Annotated in this window: 14 protein-coding genes and 1 pseudogene; 8 read left to right on the top strand and 7 right to left on the bottom strand. The window is 78.4% G+C overall.

What is annotated here, in order from left to right:
• Positions 1 to 1,460: MFS transporter (locus ACI8AB_RS08280; RefSeq protein WP_456949716.1), on the bottom strand; the 1,460-nt coding region annotated here is incomplete at its 3' end.
• Between the two features lie 125 nt (positions 1,461 to 1,585).
• Between ACI8AB_RS08280 and ACI8AB_RS08275 the strand changes: the two genes are divergently transcribed.
• The 3 genes from ACI8AB_RS08275 to ACI8AB_RS08265 all read left to right on the top strand — a co-directional run bounded on the left by ACI8AB_RS08275 (position 1,586) and on the right by ACI8AB_RS08265 (position 4,862).
• Positions 1,586 to 3,175 (top strand): LCP family protein, encoded by a 1,590-nt coding sequence (locus ACI8AB_RS08275; protein ID WP_456949715.1) that lies wholly within the window; start codon positions 1,586 to 1,588, stop codon positions 3,173 to 3,175.
• A gap of 176 nt (positions 3,176 to 3,351) precedes the next feature.
• On the top strand, positions 3,352 to 3,714 hold the full coding sequence (locus tag ACI8AB_RS08270) for an STAS domain-containing protein (protein ID WP_387993844.1): 363 nt from the start codon (positions 3,352 to 3,354) through the stop codon (positions 3,712 to 3,714).
• 47 nt (positions 3,715 to 3,761) lie between these two features.
• Positions 3,762 to 4,862 carry a LacI family DNA-binding transcriptional regulator gene (locus tag ACI8AB_RS08265; RefSeq protein WP_456949714.1) on the top strand — a complete coding sequence of 367 codons (1,101 nt, stop codon included), beginning with the start codon at positions 3,762 to 3,764 and terminating at the stop codon, positions 4,860 to 4,862.
• On the opposite strand, the gene ACI8AB_RS08260 is transcribed toward ACI8AB_RS08265, so the two are convergent.
• The 4 genes from ACI8AB_RS08260 to ACI8AB_RS08245 are packed head-to-tail and all read right to left on the bottom strand — an operon-like array spanning position 4,859 to position 8,034.
• A complete protein-coding gene (locus tag ACI8AB_RS08260; RefSeq protein ID WP_456949713.1) occupies positions 4,859 to 5,623 on the bottom strand; it encodes a crotonase/enoyl-CoA hydratase family protein in 765 nt (254 codons plus the stop codon). The two genes, ACI8AB_RS08265 and ACI8AB_RS08260, sit on opposite strands and share 4 nt — an antisense overlap.
• Positions 5,624 to 5,666: 43 nt before the next feature.
• A complete protein-coding gene (locus tag ACI8AB_RS08255) occupies positions 5,667 to 6,776 on the bottom strand; it encodes a CaiB/BaiF CoA transferase family protein (protein WP_456949712.1) in 1,110 nt (369 codons plus the stop codon).
• Positions 6,773 to 7,477, bottom strand: coding sequence for a dienelactone hydrolase family protein (locus ACI8AB_RS08250; protein WP_456949711.1), 705 nt, complete (start codon positions 7,475 to 7,477; stop codon positions 6,773 to 6,775). The genes ACI8AB_RS08255 and ACI8AB_RS08250 overlap by 4 nt, the downstream gene beginning before the upstream one ends.
• Before the next feature lie 56 nt (positions 7,478 to 7,533).
• Entirely contained in the window at positions 7,534 to 8,034 is a 501-nt protein-coding gene (locus tag ACI8AB_RS08245) for a winged helix-turn-helix transcriptional regulator (protein ID WP_387993830.1), read from the bottom strand.
• Positions 8,035 to 8,226: 192 nt separating this feature from the next.
• Here ACI8AB_RS08245 and ACI8AB_RS08240 point away from each other — a divergent pair, with 192 nt between their 5' ends.
• Positions 8,227 to 8,370: a hypothetical protein gene (locus tag ACI8AB_RS08240; RefSeq protein ID WP_387993827.1), complete on the top strand. Its 144-nt coding sequence runs from the start codon at positions 8,227 to 8,229 to the stop codon at positions 8,368 to 8,370.
• Between the two features lie 182 nt (positions 8,371 to 8,552).
• Positions 8,553 to 9,794 carry a pre-mycofactocin synthase MftD gene (gene mftD / locus ACI8AB_RS08235; RefSeq protein WP_456949710.1) on the top strand — a complete coding sequence of 414 codons (1,242 nt, stop codon included), beginning with the start codon at positions 8,553 to 8,555 and terminating at the stop codon, positions 9,792 to 9,794.
• A 331-nt stretch (positions 9,795 to 10,125) separates the two neighbouring features.
• On the opposite strand, the pseudogene ACI8AB_RS08230 reads toward mftD, so the two are convergent.
• Positions 10,126 to 10,539: pseudogene (locus ACI8AB_RS08230) on the bottom strand (hemerythrin domain-containing protein); the annotation flags it as partial.
• Between the two features lie 198 nt (positions 10,540 to 10,737).
• Between ACI8AB_RS08230 and ACI8AB_RS08225 the strand changes: the two are divergent.
• Positions 10,738 to 14,058: a BTAD domain-containing putative transcriptional regulator gene (locus tag ACI8AB_RS08225; protein ID WP_456949709.1), complete on the top strand. Its 3,321-nt coding sequence runs from the start codon at positions 10,738 to 10,740 to the stop codon at positions 14,056 to 14,058.
• Here the strand turns inward: ACI8AB_RS08225 and ACI8AB_RS08220 are convergent.
• The gene (locus ACI8AB_RS08220) at positions 14,055 to 14,765 is read right to left on the bottom strand and encodes a hemerythrin domain-containing protein (protein ID WP_456949708.1); all 711 of its coding nucleotides are present in this window, start codon (positions 14,763 to 14,765) and stop codon (positions 14,055 to 14,057) included. The two genes, ACI8AB_RS08225 and ACI8AB_RS08220, sit on opposite strands and share 4 nt — an antisense overlap.
• Before the next feature lie 122 nt (positions 14,766 to 14,887).
• On the opposite strand from ACI8AB_RS08220, the gene ACI8AB_RS08215 reads away from it, so the two are divergent.
• Together ACI8AB_RS08215 and ACI8AB_RS08210 are read left to right on the top strand one after the other, a co-directional pair.
• Entirely contained in the window at positions 14,888 to 15,877 is a 990-nt protein-coding gene (locus ACI8AB_RS08215; RefSeq protein ID WP_387993813.1) for an LLM class flavin-dependent oxidoreductase, read from the top strand.
• A gap of 89 nt (positions 15,878 to 15,966) precedes the next feature.
• On the top strand, positions 15,967 to 17,619 hold the full coding sequence (locus ACI8AB_RS08210; protein ID WP_456949707.1) for a Na+/H+ antiporter: 1,653 nt from the start codon (positions 15,967 to 15,969) through the stop codon (positions 17,617 to 17,619).

Genomic DNA, 17,619 nt, shown 5'->3' with positions numbered 1-17,619 from the left:
CCCGCGCCCGCCCGCCCCCCCCCCCCCCCCCCCCCCCCCCCCCCCCCCCCCCCCCCCCCCCCCCCCCCCCCCCCCCCCCGCGCCGCCCCCCCCCCCCCCCCCCCCCCCCCCCCCCCCCCCCCCCCCCCCCCCCCCCCCCCCCCCCGGGCCAGGAGTCCCGCCGCGAGGGCCGCGAGCAGCGCCGCGGTGACCCAACCCAGCCCGCTGCCGGCCAGCGGCAGGCCCGTCCCCCCGGAGGCCCGGACGACGAGCAGGACGGCGGCCACGCCGAGGGCGGTGCCGAGCTGCGCGGCGGTGTTGACCGCTCCGGCCGCCGTCCCCTGCAGCTCCGGGCCGACGTCGGTCCCCAGCGACGTCGCGGCCACCGAGGACAGCCCGATGCCCAGCCCCGCGACGGCGACCGCGGCCGACACCACCCACGTGCTCAGGCCCGCGCCGAGCAGCGCCGTGTCACCGGCGGCGATGACTGCGAGCCCCGCCGCGGCGGTGACCCGCGCCGAGGTCCGCCGCAGCACCCGCGCGGCCAGGCCCGCCCCGGCGACGACGCACAGGCTGAACGGCACCAGCGCCAGTCCCGCGGCGGTCGCGCCGAGGCCGCCGGCGTCCTGCAGGTGCAGCGTCGCGACCGTGACCGACGAGCTGGTGGTCGCCGTGTTGGCCGCCGAGGCGAGCACGCCGCGGCGCAGGCGGGGGTGCCCCACGGCGGCGCGCGGCAGCAGCGGGTCCGGGGAGCGCCGCTCGACCGCGGGCAGGCACGCGGCGGCGGCGGGCCCGGCGAGCAGCAGCGCGACGCCGGCGGTCCGGTGCGCGCCGTCCTCGACCAGCGACGCGCCGGCCACGACCGCCGCCACCGCGGCCGTGAGCACCCCGGCGCCGGCCAGGTCGAGCGTCCCCCGCGTCCGCCGCGGGGTCGGCGGCGCCGCGCGGCGCACCGCCGCCAGGAGCAGCGCGGCCAGCGGCACCTGCACCCAGAACAGCACGCGCCAGCCGGCCAGGTCGGTGAGCACGCCGCCGAGCACGAGCCCGCTCGCGCCGGCGGCCGCGCCGGTCGCGCTCCAGGCGGCCAGCGCCCGCCGCCGCGCGCCGCCCTCCTCGGTCGCGGCGGTCAGCAGGCGCAGCGCGGTCGGCACGGAGAGGGCGGCCGCGGCCCCCAGGGCGCCGCGCGCCACCACCAGCACCCCGGCCGACGGCGCGACCGCGGCCAGCAGCGACGCCGCGCCGAAGCCGGCCAGCCCGGCCCCCAGGACCCGCCCGTGACCGAACCGGTCACCCAGGCGCGCGGCCGGCATGAGCAGCGCCCCGAACAGGACGGCGTAGACGGTCACCACCGGCGCGGCCGCCGACGGCGGTGCGCCGAGGTCGGCCAGCACCGTGGGCAGCGCCGCGACCACCAGCGTGGTGCCGAGGACGTCGACGAACTGCACCGCGCACAGGGTCGGGACCGCTGCCGGACCTGCCATGCCGGGACGGGTACCCGCTTCTTCATCGATGAAGCCCGAGGTGGCGCCGCGTCGTCCCGGAGGAAGCGGGACCGCCCGGTGCCGCGGACCCCACAGGAGCGCCGCGCGCCCCTAACCTGCGCCGCGTGAGCCGAGACCGTCCCGCGCACGGCGGCCCCCCGGGCCGGCCGATCCCCCCGCGGCTGGACCCGCGCGCCGGCCGACCGCCGCGCGACCGCGGCGCCGGTGCCGGCCGGGCCGGCGGCGTCCGCGGGACCCCGACGACGCGCCGGCGCTCCTCCCGGGGCGCCGTCGCAGCCCGCGTCGTCGCCGCCGTCGTGTCGGTGGTGGTGCTGGCCGGCAGCGGGTGGGGCTGGTACCTGGGCCGGCTGGCCGACGCGACGGTCAGCCGCACCGACGCGATCCCGGCCGACGGCAACGCCGAGTCCGGTGGCGTGCCCGAGGCGATGAACCTGCTGCTGGTCGGCAACGACAGCCGCGCCGACCTCACGCCCGAGCAGCTCGCCGAGCTCGACGCCGGGGTCGACTCCGGCACGAACACCGACACGATGATCCTGGTGCACGTCCCCGCCGACGGGTCGGGCGCCTCGTTCGTCTCCTTCCCGCGCGACTCCTGGGTGGAGATCCCCGGCCACGGGACGGGCAAGCTCAACGCCGCCTACGCCTACGGCGCCGCGGAGGTCGACGACGCCGCTCCCGAGAGCGAGAAGCAGGCCGCCGGCGCACAGCTGCTGATCCGGACGATCAACCAGCTGTCGGGGCTGCGGATCGACCACTACGCCGAGGTCGACCTCCTCGGCTTCTTCGAGCTCACCAGCGTCGTCGGCGGCGTCGAGGTCAACCTCTGCCACGCCGTCGACGACTCGCAGTACTCCGGCGCGGTGTTCCCCGCCGGGAAGCAGACGATCTCCGGCGCCGACGCGCTGCGGTTCGTCCGCCAGCGCCACGGCGTCCGCCCGGACGGCTCCCTCGCCCTCCCCCGCGGCGACCTGGACCGGATCGTCCGCCAGCAGGTCTTCATCGGCGGGGTGCTCCGCAAGATCCTCTCCCAGGACGTGCTGCTGGACCTCGGCAAGCAGCGGGAGCTGATCCGGGCGGCGTCGGAGTCGCTGACCATCGACGAGGACCTCGACCTGCTCGACCTCGCCCAGCAGCTGCAGTCGGTGACGGCCGGGGACATCGAGTTCCGGACGATCCCCGTCGCCGACCCGAACGCCAAGAACGAGGAGGGGTCCTCGATCGTGGAGCTGGCCGACGAGGACACGCTGCGGGCGTTCTTCGCGGGCCTGTCCGCCGAGCCCGAGGCGCCCGCGTCGGAGGCCCCGGCGCCACCGGCGACGGTCGACCCGTCGGAGGTCCCGGTCGCGGTCTACAACGGCTCCGGCGTCTCCGGGATCGCCGCGGAGGCCACGGCCGACCTGGAGGCCGCGGGCTTCCCGGTGGTCAGCACCGGCAACGCCGACAGCAACGACCACGAGCAGACGACGATCCGGCACGCCGCCGGCGACGAGGCGCTGGCCGCCACCCTCGCCGCGCAGGTCCCGGGAGCGGTTCCCGAGGTCGCCGACGACGCCACCTCCGGCACCGTCCAGCTGATCCTGGGCTCGGACTTCACCGGCATCGGCCAGGCGACCACCCCGCCCGCGGACACCGGCGATCCGGCCGCACCGACCGAGGAGCCGCGCACCGCCGCCGACACCGGCTGCATCAACTAGCCGGAGGACCCTCCTGCCCACACCGCCGGAGGCCCCCGTCCTCCCCATCCTCCGCGGGCCCGGGTGGTGGCCGGGACGGTGCCCCCGGACGCGTACCGTCGTCCGCACGGGCCGGGCCGAGTCAGCGGTCCGGCGGCACCCTCCCTCTCGACGCGTCGGCGGGCGAGGAGGCTGAGATGACTGCCCACCCCGAGGACGTCCGGCCGCTCCCCGGATCCATCACGGTCCGGGAGGAGGGCGGCAGCCGGGTGCTGTGCCTGCGCGGGGAGCTGGACACCGCGGTCGGCACGCGGTTCAAGCAGCGCCAGGGCCGGGCCCCGCTGCTGGTCGACGTCATCGACGCCGCCGGGGTGTCCTTCATCAGCTCGACCGCCCTCAGCGTCCTGGCCCGGTGCGTGGAGGCGTCCCACGCCGTGGGCCGGCGACCGGTGCTGCGCGCGGCGTCGCCCGTCGTGGAGCGCATCCTGCAGCTCAGCGGGCTGCAGGACGACTTCGACCGCCCGCCCGCCACGTCCGGCCGCGCCGAGACGCCGGGCTGACCGCCGGACGGCGGACCTCGGGCGGGGAGCCCCCGCAGAATGGCCGCGTGCCCGCCGACCGCGCCCGCCCGGTGACCCTGCGGGACGTGGCCGCCGAGGTCGGGGTCTCGGCCAAGACGGTGTCCAACGCCTTCTCCCGGCCCGACCAGCTCTCCACGGCGCTGCGCGAGCGCGTGCTGGCCGCCGCCCGCCGGCTCGGCTACCCGGGACCCAACCCGCTGGCCGCGGGCCTGCGCCGCGGCCGGGTGGGCGCCGTCGGCGTCGCCTACGACAACGGGCTGTCCTACGCCTTCGACGACCCGGTGGCGGTCGCGCTGCTGGCCGGGGTCACCGAGGCCGCCGAGCCCGCCGGGTCGGGCCTGCTGCTGGTCCCGGGCTCGACCGACCCCGCCCGGCGCCTGGCCGCCGTGACCGACGCCGTCGTCGACGGGCTGGTCGTCTCCTCGGTCGGCGACGAGGACCCGCTGCTGGCGGCGGCGATCGCCCGCGGGCTGCCGCTGGCCGTCGTCGACCAGCCCCGCCCCGACCGGCTGGCCGCCCTCGGGGCCCCGGCGACGCCGTGGGTGGGCGTCGACGACCGCGCCGCCGCGGCCGCCGTCGCCCAGCACCTGCTCGACCTCGGGCACCGCCGGCTCGCCGTCGTCTCGTTCGGCATGCACGGTGACCCGATCGCCCCCGGGCTGGTCGACCTCGCCACCCAGGAGGCGGCCACCTACGCCGTCACCCGCGACCGGCTGGCGGGCTACCGCGACGCGGCGGAGCGGGCCGGGCTGGACTGGGCCGCCGTCCCGGTGTTCCACGGCGGGGACAGCACGCCGGAGGTCGGGGAGGCCGGTGCCGACGCCGTCCTCACCACCGACCCGCGGCCGACGGCGCTGCTGTGCCTGAGCGACCGGCTGGCCGAGGGCGCCCTGCGCGCGGCGGACCGCCGGGGGCTGCGCGTGCCGGAGGACCTGTCCGTCGCCGGCTTCGACGACGCGACGACGGCGGCCGGTCTCGGCCTGACCACCGTGCGCCAGCCGACCCGGGAGAAGGGGCGGGCGGCCGGGCAGGCCCTGCTGGACCTGCTCGCCGGCCGGCCCGCCCCGCCGCCGCGCACCCTGCCCGCCGACCTGGTGGTGCGGACCTCGACCGGCCCGGTCGGCTAGCGGCCGCGCCAGACCGGCGTGCGGCGCTCGGCGAACGCTGTCGCGCCCTCGCGGGCGTCCTCGGAGGAGAACACCGGCTCGATCAGCTCCTGCTGCCTCGCCCAGCCCTCCTCGGCGGTCCAGTCGGCGGTGCCGCGGGCGATCTCCTTGGTGGCGGCGACCGCGAGCGGGCCGTTGGCGGCGATGACGCCGGCCAGCTCGACGGCGGCCTCCAGCGCCCCGCCCTCGGCGACCACCCGGTTGACCAGCCCGACCGCGGCCGCGCGCTCGGCGTCGATCGGCTGCCCGGTCAGCAGCATCTCCATCGCCACCGCCTGCGGGATGCGCCGCGGGAGGAACAGCGCGGCGCCGGCGGCGGCCACCAGCGAGCGGGTCACCTCGGGCACGCCGAAGCGCGCCGAGGCCCCGGCGACGACGAGGTCGCAGGCGAGCACCAGCTCGAACCCGCCGGCCAGCGCCCACCCCTCGACGGCCGCGACCAGCGGCTTGCGCGGCGGCGTCTGGGTGATCCCGCACAGCCCGCGGCCCTCGATCGCCGGCCGCTCGCCGCGCAGGAACGCCTTGAGGTCCATGCCGGCGGAGAACGTCCCGCCGGCGCCGGTGAGCACGCCGGCGCGCAGGTCGCCGTCGGCGTCCAGCTCGTCGACGGCCGCGGCGACGCCGCGGGCCACCGCGCCGTCGAGCGCGTTCCTCGCCTCGGGCCGGTTGATCGTGACGACCTGGACGGCGCCGCGGCGCTCCACGAGCACGGGTTCGGTCACGGTCCCTCCTCCTCCGCGGCGCACCGCGGCTCGTGCGCTCCCGTCACCGGGGGCGCGACCACTCCTCCAGGACGGCGGCGGCGTCGGCCGGGCCGGGGCTCACCGGCGCGGCGGGGCCGGCCGGGGTGCGCGAGAAGCGCGGCGCGGGGGCGGCCTGCCGCACGCCGTCGACCTCGACGAGCGTGCCGCGGGCGGCCAGGTGCGGGTGCGCGGCCGCCTCGTCCGTGGTGAGCACCGGGGTGACGCAGGCGTCGGTGCCGTCGAAGACGCGCTCCCAGTGCTCCCGCGGGTGCGCGGCGAACGCGGCGGTGAACAGCTCGCGGAGGCGGGGCCAGCCGCGCGGGTCGGTCTGCGCGGGCAGGTCGTCGCCGGCCAGCCCGAGCCCCTCCAGCAGCGCCGCGTAGAACTGCGGCTCCAGCGCGCCGACGGCGACGAACCGGCCGTCGGCGCAGGCGTAGACGTCGTAGTAGGGCGCGCCGCCGTCGAGGACGTTGGTGCCCGGCCGGTCCGACCACAGCCCCGTGCCGCGCATCGACCACAGCATCTGGGAGATCAGCGCGACGCCGTCGACCATCGCGGCGTCGACCACCTGGCCGCGGCCCGAACGGGACCGCTCGTGCAGCGCGGCGAGGATGCCGACCAGCACCAGCATGGAGCCGCCGCCGTAGTCGGCGACGAGGTTCAGCGGCGGCCGCGGCACCTGCCCGGGCCGGCCGAGCGCGGCGAGCGTGCCGGTCAGCCCGAGGTAGTTGACGTCGTGGCCCACCCGGTCGGCCCACGGCCCGTCCTGGCCCCAGCCGGTCATCCGCGCGTAGACCAGCCCGGGGTTGCGCTCGAGGCACACGTCGGGGCCGAGCCCCAGCCGCTCGGCGACGCCGGGCCGGAAGACGTCGAGGAACACGTCGGCGTGCCCCGCCAGGCCGAGCACCAGGTCGCGCCCCTCGGGCGCCTTGACGTCGACGCCGAGCGAGCGCCGGCCGCGCATGACGACGTCGGGGGCGGCGCCCCCGAGCGACAGGCCGCCGGAGGGCCGCTCCACCCGGACGACGTCGGCTCCGAGGTCGGCCAGCACCATCGCGGCGTGCGGGCCGGGCCCGATGCCGCCGAGCTCGACGACCCGCAGCCCGGTCAGCGGGCCGCTCCCCCCGCTCACGCCGCGGCCCGCAGGTGCCGGTCCAGGAAGCGCAGGATGCGCGCCCAGGCGTCCTCGGCCGAGGGGCCGTGGTAGCCGACGCCGAGCACCTTCTCCAGCGCCGTGAACGGCCCGAGGTCGTGCCGGTTGAGGAACGAGTGCCCGGCGTCCGGGTACTCCTTCACGTCGTGCTCGACGCCCAGGTCGGTGAGCACCCGGCCCAGCCGGCCGGCCGCGCCGCGCAGCACGAGGTCGCGGCCGCCGAAGCTGGCCACCACCGGGCAGGCCCCCACGAGCAGCTGCTCGGCGTCCTTCGGCAGGGGGCCGTAGTTGGGCGCGGCGACGTCGAAGCCGCGGGTGGCGCCGAACAGGGCGAACTTCCCGCCCATGCAGAACCCGAGGACCCCGATCCGGCCGGTGCAGTCGTCGCGGTCGGCGAGGAGGCGGCGGGCCGCCTCGAGGTCGCCGAAGGCCGGGCCCTCGCCCCGGCTCAGCGACCGGAACGTCGAGCGCAGGCAGCGCACCGCGCCGCCGGCGGTGAACAGGTCGGGGGCGACGGCGAGGTAGCCGGCGGCGGCCAGCCGGTCGGCGTGCCGGCGGACGTCGTCGGTGAGGCCGAAGACCTCGTGCACGACCACGACGCCGGGCCAGGGCCCCTCCCCCACCGGCGGCACGGCGAGGTGGGCGGACAGCTCCGGGGCGCTCGCGGCACCGGGGATCACGGTGGTGGGCAGGGCGGCCTCCCGGGGTCGCAGCGGCAGCGCGGGCGCCGCCGACGCTAGCCCGCGGGTGTGTCGGCCGTCTCACCGGCCCGATCACGGCGCACCGGGGTCGCGGTCACCTCGCGCGGGCCGCCGATCCCGTGGCCCGCGGCGCAGCGCAGCCCGAGCGCCACCGGCGCGCCGCAGTCCCGGTGGGTCAGCGCCAGCGGCGGGACGCCGTCCGCCGCGAGCCACCGGTCGCCCCACTGCATCAGCGCCACCAGCGCCGGGTAGAGGTCGCGGCCGCGCTCGGTGAGCCGGTACTCGTGCCGCTGCCGCGCGCCCTCCTCCTGGTACGGGACGCGGGTGAGCAGGTCCTGGGCGACCAGCGAGTTGAGCCGGTCGGTGAGCACCGCCTTCGGCGCCCCCAGCGCGCGCTGCAAGTCGGCGAACCGGCGCACGCCGAGGAACGCCTCGCGCAGCACGAGCAGGCTCCACTTCTCCCCCACCACGGCGAGGGTGCCGGCGACCGAGCAGCGCGCCCGGTCGTACCCGTCGGGAGGTGTGTCGGCCGTCACGGGTGCAGCGTAGGTCACGCTGGGTTCGCTTGACGAACCGTGCGCTAGGGAGGATGGTTGGAGATGCAGACCCAGCAGGTCGAGACGGCGGTCACAGGATCGGCGTCGCACCTGTACGGGCCCGCCGGTGACGACCGGAGGTGGCCGCCGCCGTGGATCGACCGGTGGCACCCGCCCCGAGGAGGAACCGAGATGACCCGCCTGCGCACCGCCCTGGCCTCCGCCCGCAGCACCCGCGCCCGCCGTCGCGACGAGCGCGAGCTGCAGCGCGCCCTCGCCGCCGCCCCGACCCTCGAGTCGGCGCACGAGATCACCGCCGCGGCCGCCCGCTTCTGACCGCGGCACCCGCGCCGCCCGCCGGCGCACCTTGACGACAGCCCCGTGGCCCCCGGCCGCGGGGCTGCTCCGTCCCCGGGGGGCGACGGTGCCGGGGTGTGGTCTGCGCGACATCCGCGCCGCTAGGGTGGCACTGAGTGCCACCGGGGGTCGGTCCCGGGGACCGACCGGACGGAGACGAGATGGCCAACCCCTGGTTCGAGACCGTGGCCGAGGCCCAGCGGCGGGCGGAGCGGCGGCTGCCCAAGGGCGTGTACGGGGCGCTGGTGGCCGGGTCGGAGAAGGGCCTGACCGCCGACGACAACCTGCGCGCGTTCGACGAGCTGGGCTTCGCCCCGCACACCGCCGGCCTGTCCAACGAGCGGGACCTCGCCACCACGGTCATGGGCCAGGACGTGTCGATGCCGGTCCTGATCAGCCCGACCGGCGTGCAGGCGGTGCACCCCGACGGCGAGGTCGCCGTCGCCCGCGCCGCCGCCGCCCGGAACGTGGCGATGGGCCTGTCCTCGATGGCCAGCAAGCCGATGGAGGAGGTCATCGCCGCCAACCCGAAGACCTTCTTCCAGCTGTACTGGGTCGGCGACCGCGACACCATGGCCGCCAAGGTCGAGCGCGCCCGCCGCGCCGGCGCCGCCGGGCTGATCGCCACCCTGGACTGGTCGTTCTCCTACGGCCGCGACTGGGGCTCCCCGTTCATCCCGGAGAGGATCGACCTCGAGGCGGTGCGCCGCTACGCCCCGCAGGTGGCGCTCAGGCCGCGCTGGCTGTGGGCCTTCGCCAAGACGCGCAGGCTGCCCGACCTGTCCGTGCCCAACATGGTCGGCGACCCCGCCGAGCCGGCGCCGACGTTCTTCGGCGCCTACGGCGCCTGGATGCAGTCCCCCATGCCGACCTGGGACGACGTCGCCTGGCTGCGCGAGCTGTGGGGCAGCGACCGGCCGTTCATGCTCAAGGGCGTCATGCGCGTCGACGACGCCAGGCGCGCCGTGGACGCCGGCGTCACCGCGATCTCCGTCTCCAACCACGGCGGCAACAACCTCGACGGCACCCCCGCCTCGATCCGCGCCCTGCCCGCGATCGCCGAGGCCGTCGGCGACCAGGTCGAGGTGCTGCTCGACGGCGGCATCCGCCGCGGCTCCGACGTCGCCAAGTCCCTGGCCCTGGGCGCCAAGGCGGTCATGATCGGCCGCGCCTACCTGTGGGGCCTGGCCGCCAACGGGCAGGCCGGGGTGGAGAACGTCCTGGACCTGCTGCGTGACGGCCTGGGCTCCGCGCTGACCGGCCTGGCCCGGAGGTCGGCCGCCGACCTGTCCCGCGACGACCTCGTCGTCCCGCCCGGCTTCGAGCGGCGGCTGGGCGTCGAGGGCCCCGACGCCCCGGTCGAGGCCGTGCCCACCCGCCCCCGCCGCGCCCGCAGCGCCTGAACCCGCCGGCCGGGGTCCCGTCGAGGGACCCCGGCCGAGGCCGGTCAGGCGCCGGCGACGAGGTCGCGGCGGCGGTCCAGCGGCGCTGCACCGCCGTCAGCAGCAGCCGCAGCGGCGCGGGCGCACCGGCGAACAGCCGCGCCCGCTCCTCCGGCGTCCGGCAGGCGTCGACGGCCCACGGCAGGACGGAGACCAGGTCCCGCAGGCCGGTGCCCTCGCGGAAGCGGGTCTCCACCCGCGCGAAGTCCCCGGCGGAGACGTACCGCCGCACCACCGGGAAGACCTGGCGCTCCTCCTCCTCGATGTGCTCGTCGAGCTCGTCGGCGAGCTCGGTGAGGACGGCGGCCAGCGGCCCGGCCTGCGCGCGACCGTCCTGGGCGAACCGGGCGAGCGCCGCCCGGGCCCGGTCGAGCACGCCCTGCAGCGCGGTGTGGTCGTCGGACAGCGGGCCCAGGTCGACCGCGTCCCCGGCCGAGGCGACGATCACCGGCCACAGGACGTCGTCCTCCCGGGAGTGGTGCACGTGCACCTCGTGCAGCACCGTCGCGGCGTGGCGGACGACGGCGCGCTGCCGCCCGGGCGGGCAGGGCCCGCCGGCGGCGATGCCGGTGGCCGCGTCGGCCAGGAGCCGGCAGCCCGACCGCAGCGCGCGGTGCACGAGGGAGAAGCCGAACAGCTCGGGCTCGGGGTCGCCGGGCCGGCGCGGGGTGACGGGGAAGGGCAGGGCGGGGGCGGTCGAGGTCATGCCGGGACGATCGCGGCGCCCGGTCGGCAGCGGCTTGCGAGCCGCTGGTCGGCGACCCCCGGGGCAGGACGACACGCGACGTGACCCGGCCGTGACCGCTTCCGGTGGAACTCCTCACGACTCCTCGGCGATCGGGCTCGGTCGCCATATGCTCGCGCCGCTATGGGGAGCGGGGGTGCCGGAACCGTCGGGTTCCGGGTGCTGGGCGACGTGGGTGCCGTGCGCGACGGCGAGCCCCTCGACCTCGGCGGCCGCCGCCAGCGCTCGGTGGTCGCCCGGCTGCTGGTCGCGGGCGGGCACGTGGTCCCCGCCGAGGTGCTGGTCGCCGACCTGTGGCACAGCGCATCCCCCGCCGACGCGCTGGGGACGCTGCAGGCGCACGTCAGCCACCTGCGACGGGTGCTGGAGCCCGGCCGCGCCCCGCGCACTCCCGCGCGGCTGCTGGTCACCGTGCCGCCGGGCTACGCGCTGCGCCCGGCCGACGACGCCGTGGACGTGCTCGAGGCGGTGCGGCTGCTCGACGAGGGCGACCGGCTGGCCGCCACCGACCCCGCCGGGGCGCGCACGCGGTACGGCGCCGCCATCGACCTGTGGCGCGGACCCGCCTACGCCGAGTACCGCGACGAGCCCTGGGCCGCCCCCGAGGCCGCGCGCCTGGACGAGCTGCGGCTGACCGCCGTCGAGCGGCGCGCCGCGGTCGCCCTGGACGCGCCCGGCGGCCGGGACCCGCTCCCGCAGCTGCGCGCGCACGTCGCCGAGCACCCGCTGCGCGAGGAGGGCTGGCGGTTGCTGGCCCTGGGCCTCTACCGCGCCGGGCGGCAGGGCGAGGCGCTGGCCGCGCTCCGCGAGGTGCGCGCCCGGCTGGCCGACGAGCTCGGCGTCGACCCCGGCCCGGAGCTGAAGGCGCTGGAGGAGGCCGTCCTCGCCCAGTCCCCCTCGCTCCTGCCGGCCCGCCCGCCGGCACCGCCCGTCGGCCGCCCGGCGCCCTCCCCCGGGCCCGCCCCGGCTCCGGCCGGCCCCGCGCCCGACGCGCCCCGGCCGGTCGGCCGCGACGCCGAGCTGGCCGCGCTGTCCGCCGCGGCCGAGCGGGCGGCCGGCGGCCAGGTGGAGGTCGCCCTGCTCGCCGGCGAGGCCGGCAGCGGCAAGACCACGGTGCTCGACCACCTGCGCGCCGAGTACGCCCGCCGCGGCTGGGCGACGCTCGCCGTCGCCTGCCCCGAGACCGACGGCGCCCCGCCCGGCTGGCCCTGGTCCGCGGCGCTGCGCGCGCTCGCCGGCCGCACCCCACCGGCCGACCAAGCGCCCCTCGCCGCGCTGCTCACCGACGACGCCCCGGCCGCGACCGGCGGCGACCCGACCGGCAACCGGTTCCGGCTGCACCGCGCCGTCGCCGGCTGGCTGGCCGCCGTCGCCGCGCGGACGCCGCTGCTGGTGACCGTCGACGACCTGCACCGCGCCGACCGCGAGACCACCGCGCTGCTGCTCGACCTGCTGCCCGCCCTGGCCGGGTCGCGGGTGCTCGTCGTCGCCGGGCACCGCCCGGAGGAGAGCGCCGGGCTGGCCGACGTGCTCGCCGCGCTCGCCCGCCGCTCCCCGGTCGGCCTGGCGTTGCGCGGCCTGGACGCCACCGCCGTCGACGAGCTGGTCGAGGACTGGGCGCTCACCCCCGTCGACCGCCGCACCCGCGCCGCGATCACCGTCCGCGCCGACGGGAACCCGTTCTACGTCCGGGAGCTGCTCCGGCTGGTCGACTCCGGCGCCGACGTCGACGCCGTCCCCGGCACGGTCCGCGACGTCGTCCGCCACCGGCTGGCCGGCCTGCCCGCGCGCACCGGCACCCTGCTGCGGCTGGCCGCCGTCCTGGGCCGCGAGGTCGACGCCGAGGTGCTGCTCGCCGCCGCCGTCCCGGCCGGCGGCGGCACCGACGAGGACGAGGAGGCCCTGGTCGAGGCGCTGGAGACGGCGCTGGTCAGCGGCCTGCTGGTCGAGCCGGGTCCGGGGCGGCTGCGGTTCGTGCACGCGCTGGTGCGCGACACCCTCTACGAGGACCTGTCCTCGCTGCGCCGCACGCGGCTGCACGGCCGGGTGACCGCCGTCCTCGAGCGGCTGCGCCCGGACGACGTCACCGCGCTCGCCCACCACGCCGCCGCGGCGGGACCCGGCTCCGCCGCCGTGGCCGCGCGCTGGGCGCAGTCGGCCGCCGAGCTCGCCGAGCGGCGGTTCGCGTACGCCGACGCCGCGGTCATGTGGGGCCGGGCGGCCGAGGCGGCGACGACGGCGCAGCCGGGCGACGCGGTCGGTCTGGCGCGGCTGCTCGCCGCGCAGGCGCACGCCACGGCGCTGGCCGGCGCCGTCGGCGACGCCCGCGCGCTGCGCACCCGCGCGCTGGCGGTCCTGCCCGACGACGCCCCGGCGGAGCTGACCGCGGCGGTGCTCCTGTCCTCGGACGTCCCGACCTTCTGGAACTCCTGGGTGGACCCGGTGGACGACCGGTTCGTGGCCCGCACCCGGCGCGTGGTCGCCGCCCTGCCGCCCGGCGACCCGCAGCGCGCCCGGCTGCTGGCGATGCTGGCCGTCGAGCTCGAGGAGCGGAACGACCCGCAGGCGGTCGAGGCCTCCGCCCGGGCGCTCGCCGAGGCCCGCCTCGCCGGGGACCCGCTCGCGCTGGCCCACGCGCTGACGGTCCGGCAGTTCCACGCCACGCGCGGGCCGGACCGCAGCGAGGCCACGGCCCTGGGCACCGAGCTGCTCACCCTCGCCCAGCAGGAGGGCTTCGGCCTCTTCGAGGCGGTGGCGCGGCTGGTGCTGCTCCAGTCGACCTGCACCGTGCTCGACCTCGAGGCCGCCGACCGGCACGCCGCGGAGGCCGAGCGCCTGTCCGCGGCCTACGGGCTGCCGCTGCTGCACGGCATCGCCCGCTGCTACGCCGGCCTGCGCGCCGCCGTCGCGGGGCGGGTCGCCGAGGCCCAGGCGGCGTACGACGTGGCCGAGCAGGCCCTGCTCGACGCCGGCTACTACCCCGCGGTGGCGCGGGCGCTCCGGCTGACCACCCAGCTCTCCCTGCGGCTCGCCGACCCCGGCGCCCGGCCGGTGGACCCCGAGGAGATGGCCGCCCTGGCGCCGATCTCCCCCGAGCTGGCGACCGAGACCCGCGCCCTGGCCCTGGTGCTGGCCGGGCGGGCGGAGGAGGCGCGGTCCGTGGGCCCGCCGCGGCTCCAGGCGGTCCGGGACCTGTTCACGCCGTTCCTCCAGTACTGCCGGGGCCTCGTGGGGCTGGCCCTCGGGGACCGCGGGCGGATGGCGGAGGCCGAGGCGGAGCTGCTCCCCTACCGCGACACGGTGTGCGGGACGCACACCGCGCAGCTGGCCTTCGGCCCGACGGCGACGCTGCTCGCCCGGCTGGCCGCCGCGCGCGGCGACCGGGAGGCGGCCGAGGCGCACCGCGCGGTCGCGATCGCCGTCGCCGAGCGGACCGGCCACCCCGGGTGGATCGCGGAGGCCCGCGCGGCGCTGGACTAGCGGCCGGCGACCACGTCGCGGCGGCGGCGCCAGCCCGGCTCGGCCGCACGCAGCAGCAGCCGCAGCAGCAGCGACGTCGCGCCGAGCAGCCCGGCCCGCTCGTCCGGGGTGCGGCAGGCGTCGGCGACCCACGGCAGCGCGAACGCCGCGGACCGGGGCCCCGAGCCGCGCGCGCAGACGCCCTCGTAGCGGGCCAGGTCGCGCACCGACACGCACCGGCGGATCACCGGGAACACCTCCCGCTCCTCCTCCTCGACGTGCTCGTCCAGCGCGTCCGCCAGCTCCGCGAGGACGGCGGCCAGCGGCGCCGCGGCGCCGGGACCGGCGGCGGCGGCGGCGGCGAAGGCGGTCAGCGCCGCGTCGGCCCGGCCGAGCACCGCCCACAGGACGGCGTGGTCCTCGACCAGCGGCTCGAGGTCGGCGGCGTGCGTCCCGGCGGAGGCGGCCACCACCGGCCACAGGACGGCGTCCTCCCGGGCGGTGTGCGCGCGCACCTCCCGCAGCACGCACCGGCCGAAGGCGACCACCGCCCGCCGCCGCTCCACCGGCCACACGGCACCGGCGGCGGCCTCCGCGGCGACGCCGGCCAGCAGCCGGCAGCCGCCGCACAGCGCGCGGTGCGCCAGCGCCAGGCGGGTCACGTCGGCCTCCGGGTCGCCGGGCCGGCGGGGCGTGACGGGGAACGGCAGCGGTGCGGTCGCGGTCACGGTGCCACGGTCGCCCGGCCCGGTTGCCGGTGACTTGCGTCCGACTACCGCCGCGGCGGAAGCCCCCGGGACCGCCCGGTGTTGCAGCGGGCAACGAACCTCGTCGTCCCAGGAGCTGTCCCATGCGCATCCCGCTGTCCGTGCTCGACCTCGCCCCCGTCGCCCCCGGGGAGACCTACGGCAGCAGCATCGCCGCGAGCGTCGCACTGGCGCAGCGGGCGGAGGAGGCCGGCTACCGCCGGGTCTGGTACGCCGAGCACCACAACATGCCGACGATCGCGTCGTCGGCCACCAGCGTGCTGATCGCCCACGTCGGCGCGCACACCTCCACCATCCGGCTCGGCGCCGGCGGCGTCATGCTGCCCAACCACTCGCCGCTCACGATCGCCGAGCAGTTCGGCACGCTCGAGGCGATGTACCCCGGGCGCATCGACCTCGGCCTGGGCCGCGCGCCCGGCTCGGACCAGAACACGACCTACGCCCTGCGCCGCGACCCCGCCTCCGCCGAGCGCTTCCCCCAGGACGTGCTCGAGCTGCAGGGCTACCTGACCGGCGAGTCGCGGGTGCCCGGCGTGCAGGCCGTCCCCGGCCGCGGGTCGGACGTGCCGCTGTACGTCCTGGGCTCGTCGATGTTCGGCGCCGGCCTGGCCGCCGCGCTCGGGCTGCCCTACGCCTTCGCCTCGCACTTCGCGCCGCAGCTGCTGGAGCCCGCGGTGGCCGCCTACCGGCGCGACTTCCGCCCGTCCGCGCAGCTCGACGCCCCGTACGTCATCGCCGGCGTCAACGCGATCGCCGCCGACACCACCGAGGCGGCCCGGGAGATGCTGCGGGCCACCCGCCGCCGGCTCGCCGTCGGGCTGTTCGGCCAGGGCCGCGAGCTCGACGACGACGCCGCGGAGCTGCTGCTGTCCTCGGGCGCGGGCCGGCACGTGGACTCGATGCTCACCCACACCGCCGCCGGCACCCCGGCCGAGGTCCGCGAGCGGCTCACGGAGTTCGCGCGGCTGGCCGACGCCGACGAGCTGATCGTCGCCCACCAGGCGCCCGGCACCGAGGCCCGGCTGCGCTCGGTCACGCTGACCGCCGAGGCCATGGAGTCCGTCGCCGCGTAGGACGGGGTGGCGGGGACGGCCGTTCCCGCCACCCCGGGCGCCCGGGGCGTCGGGGTGAGCCGGGGACGGCGCTCGGCGAGGATGACCCGGTGCACGCCGAGACCGTCCTCCTGCTCGTCCTGGCCGCGATCGCGGTGATCGTGGCGGCCCGCTGGCTGGCCGGCCGCACCGGCGTCCCGGCGGCCGCGCTGCTCACCGTGACCGGACTGGTCTACGCGCTGCTGCCCGGTCCGAACCTCACGCTCGACCCCGAGATCGTCCTCACCGTCCTGCTCCCGCCGCTGCTCTACAGCGCCGCGCTGGACTCCTCGCTGATCGCCATCCGCGCCAACATGCGGACCGTCGTCGGCCTGTCGGTGCTGCTCGTCCTGGTCACCGCCCTGGTCATCGGCGCCGGGTTCGCGCTGTGGGTCCCCGGGGCGACGCTCGCCGCCGGCATCGCCCTGGGCGCCGCCGTCGCCCCGCCGGACCCGGTGGCCGCGCTCGCCGTCGGCCGCCGGGTCGGGCTGCCCCCGCGGCTGGTCACGCTCATCCAGGGCGAGGGGCTGCTCAACGACGCGACCGCGCTGACCCTGCTCAGCGTCGCCGTCGCGGCCGCGGTGGGCGACGGCTTCTCCACCTGGTCGGCGCTGGGCCAGTTCGCGCTCGCCGCCGCCGGGGGCGTCGCCGCCGGGCTGGTCGTCGCCCACGGCGTCCGGCCGCTGCGCCGGCTGCGCCGCGACCCGCTGGCGTCCAACGCGATCTCCCTGGCGACGCCGTTCGTCGCCTACCTGCTGGCCGAGTCGGTGCACGTGTCCGGCGTGCTGGCCGTCGTCGTCGCCGGGCTGGTGATCGCGCACAACGCGCCGTACTGGCAGTCGGGGGCCACGCGGCTGCAGACCGACGCGGTGTGGAGGCTGGTCGACTTCCTGCTCGAGGGCGTCGTCTTCCTGCTCATCGGCCAGCAGCTGCCCGCCGTCATCCGCGGCCTGGGCCAGTACGCGCCCTCGACCGTCGTCGTCGCCTCGCTGATCACCGTGGGCGCGGTGCTGCTGGTCCGGCCGCTGTGGCTGTGGCTCACCGAGCACGCGCCGCAGGCGCTGCACATGCGGCTCAGCGGCGCGCCCGCCGCCGACGAGGACGACGACCCCACGACCCCGCCGCGGCAGCTGTCCGGCCGGGAGATCGCCGTGCTGAGCTGGGCCGGCACCCGCGGCGTCATCAGCCTCGCCGCCGTCTTCACCATCCCGCTGACCACCGACGCCGGCGACCCGTTCCCCGACCGCGACCTGCTGCTGTTCTGCGCCTTCCTCGCCGTGCTGGTCACGCTCGTCGGCCAGGGCGCGACCTTCGCGCCCCTGGTGCGCCGGCTGCGCCTGCGCGCCGACGCCGCCGACGCCGCCCGGCTGCGCAACCAGGCGCGGGTCGCCGCGGTCGACGCGGGGCTCGCCCGGCTCGACGAGCTGCAGGCCGAGCAGCACGACCACCTCGACGACGCCGCGATCGAGTCGATCCGCGCCGCGCTGCGCACCCGGCGGACCCGGTACGAGCGGCGGCTGGAGGTCCTCGTGGACGCCGAGGGCGAGGTGCCGATGTCGCCGGAGTACGAGGCGGCGCTGCGGGTGCGCCGGGCGGTCATCGACGCCGAGCGCGAGGAGCTGCTGCGCTGGCGGGACCTCGGCCGGCTGCCCGACGAGGGGCTGCGCACGCTGGAGCGGGAGCTGGACCACCAGGAGCACCTGCTCCCGGCCCGCCCCGCCTGA

This window comes from Geodermatophilus sp. SYSU D00698, assembly GCF_054050335.1.
This window is presented reverse-complemented; position numbering and strand designations above follow the sequence as displayed.

Excerpts from the sequence above, each read along its gene's own strand:
- ACI8AB_RS08270 (WP_387993844.1), top strand. The coding sequence starts at position 3,352 with ATGACTGCCCACCCCGAGGACGTCCGGCCGCTCCCCGGATCCATCACG.
- ACI8AB_RS08240 (WP_387993827.1), top strand. The coding sequence starts at position 8,227 with ATGACCCGCCTGCGCACCGCCCTGGCCTCCGCCCGCAGCACCCGCGCC.
- mftD (WP_456949710.1), top strand. The coding sequence starts at position 8,553 with ATGGCCAACCCCTGGTTCGAGACCGTGGCCGAGGCCCAGCGGCGGGCG.
- ACI8AB_RS08215 (WP_387993813.1), top strand. The coding sequence starts at position 14,888 with ATGCGCATCCCGCTGTCCGTGCTCGACCTCGCCCCCGTCGCCCCCGGG.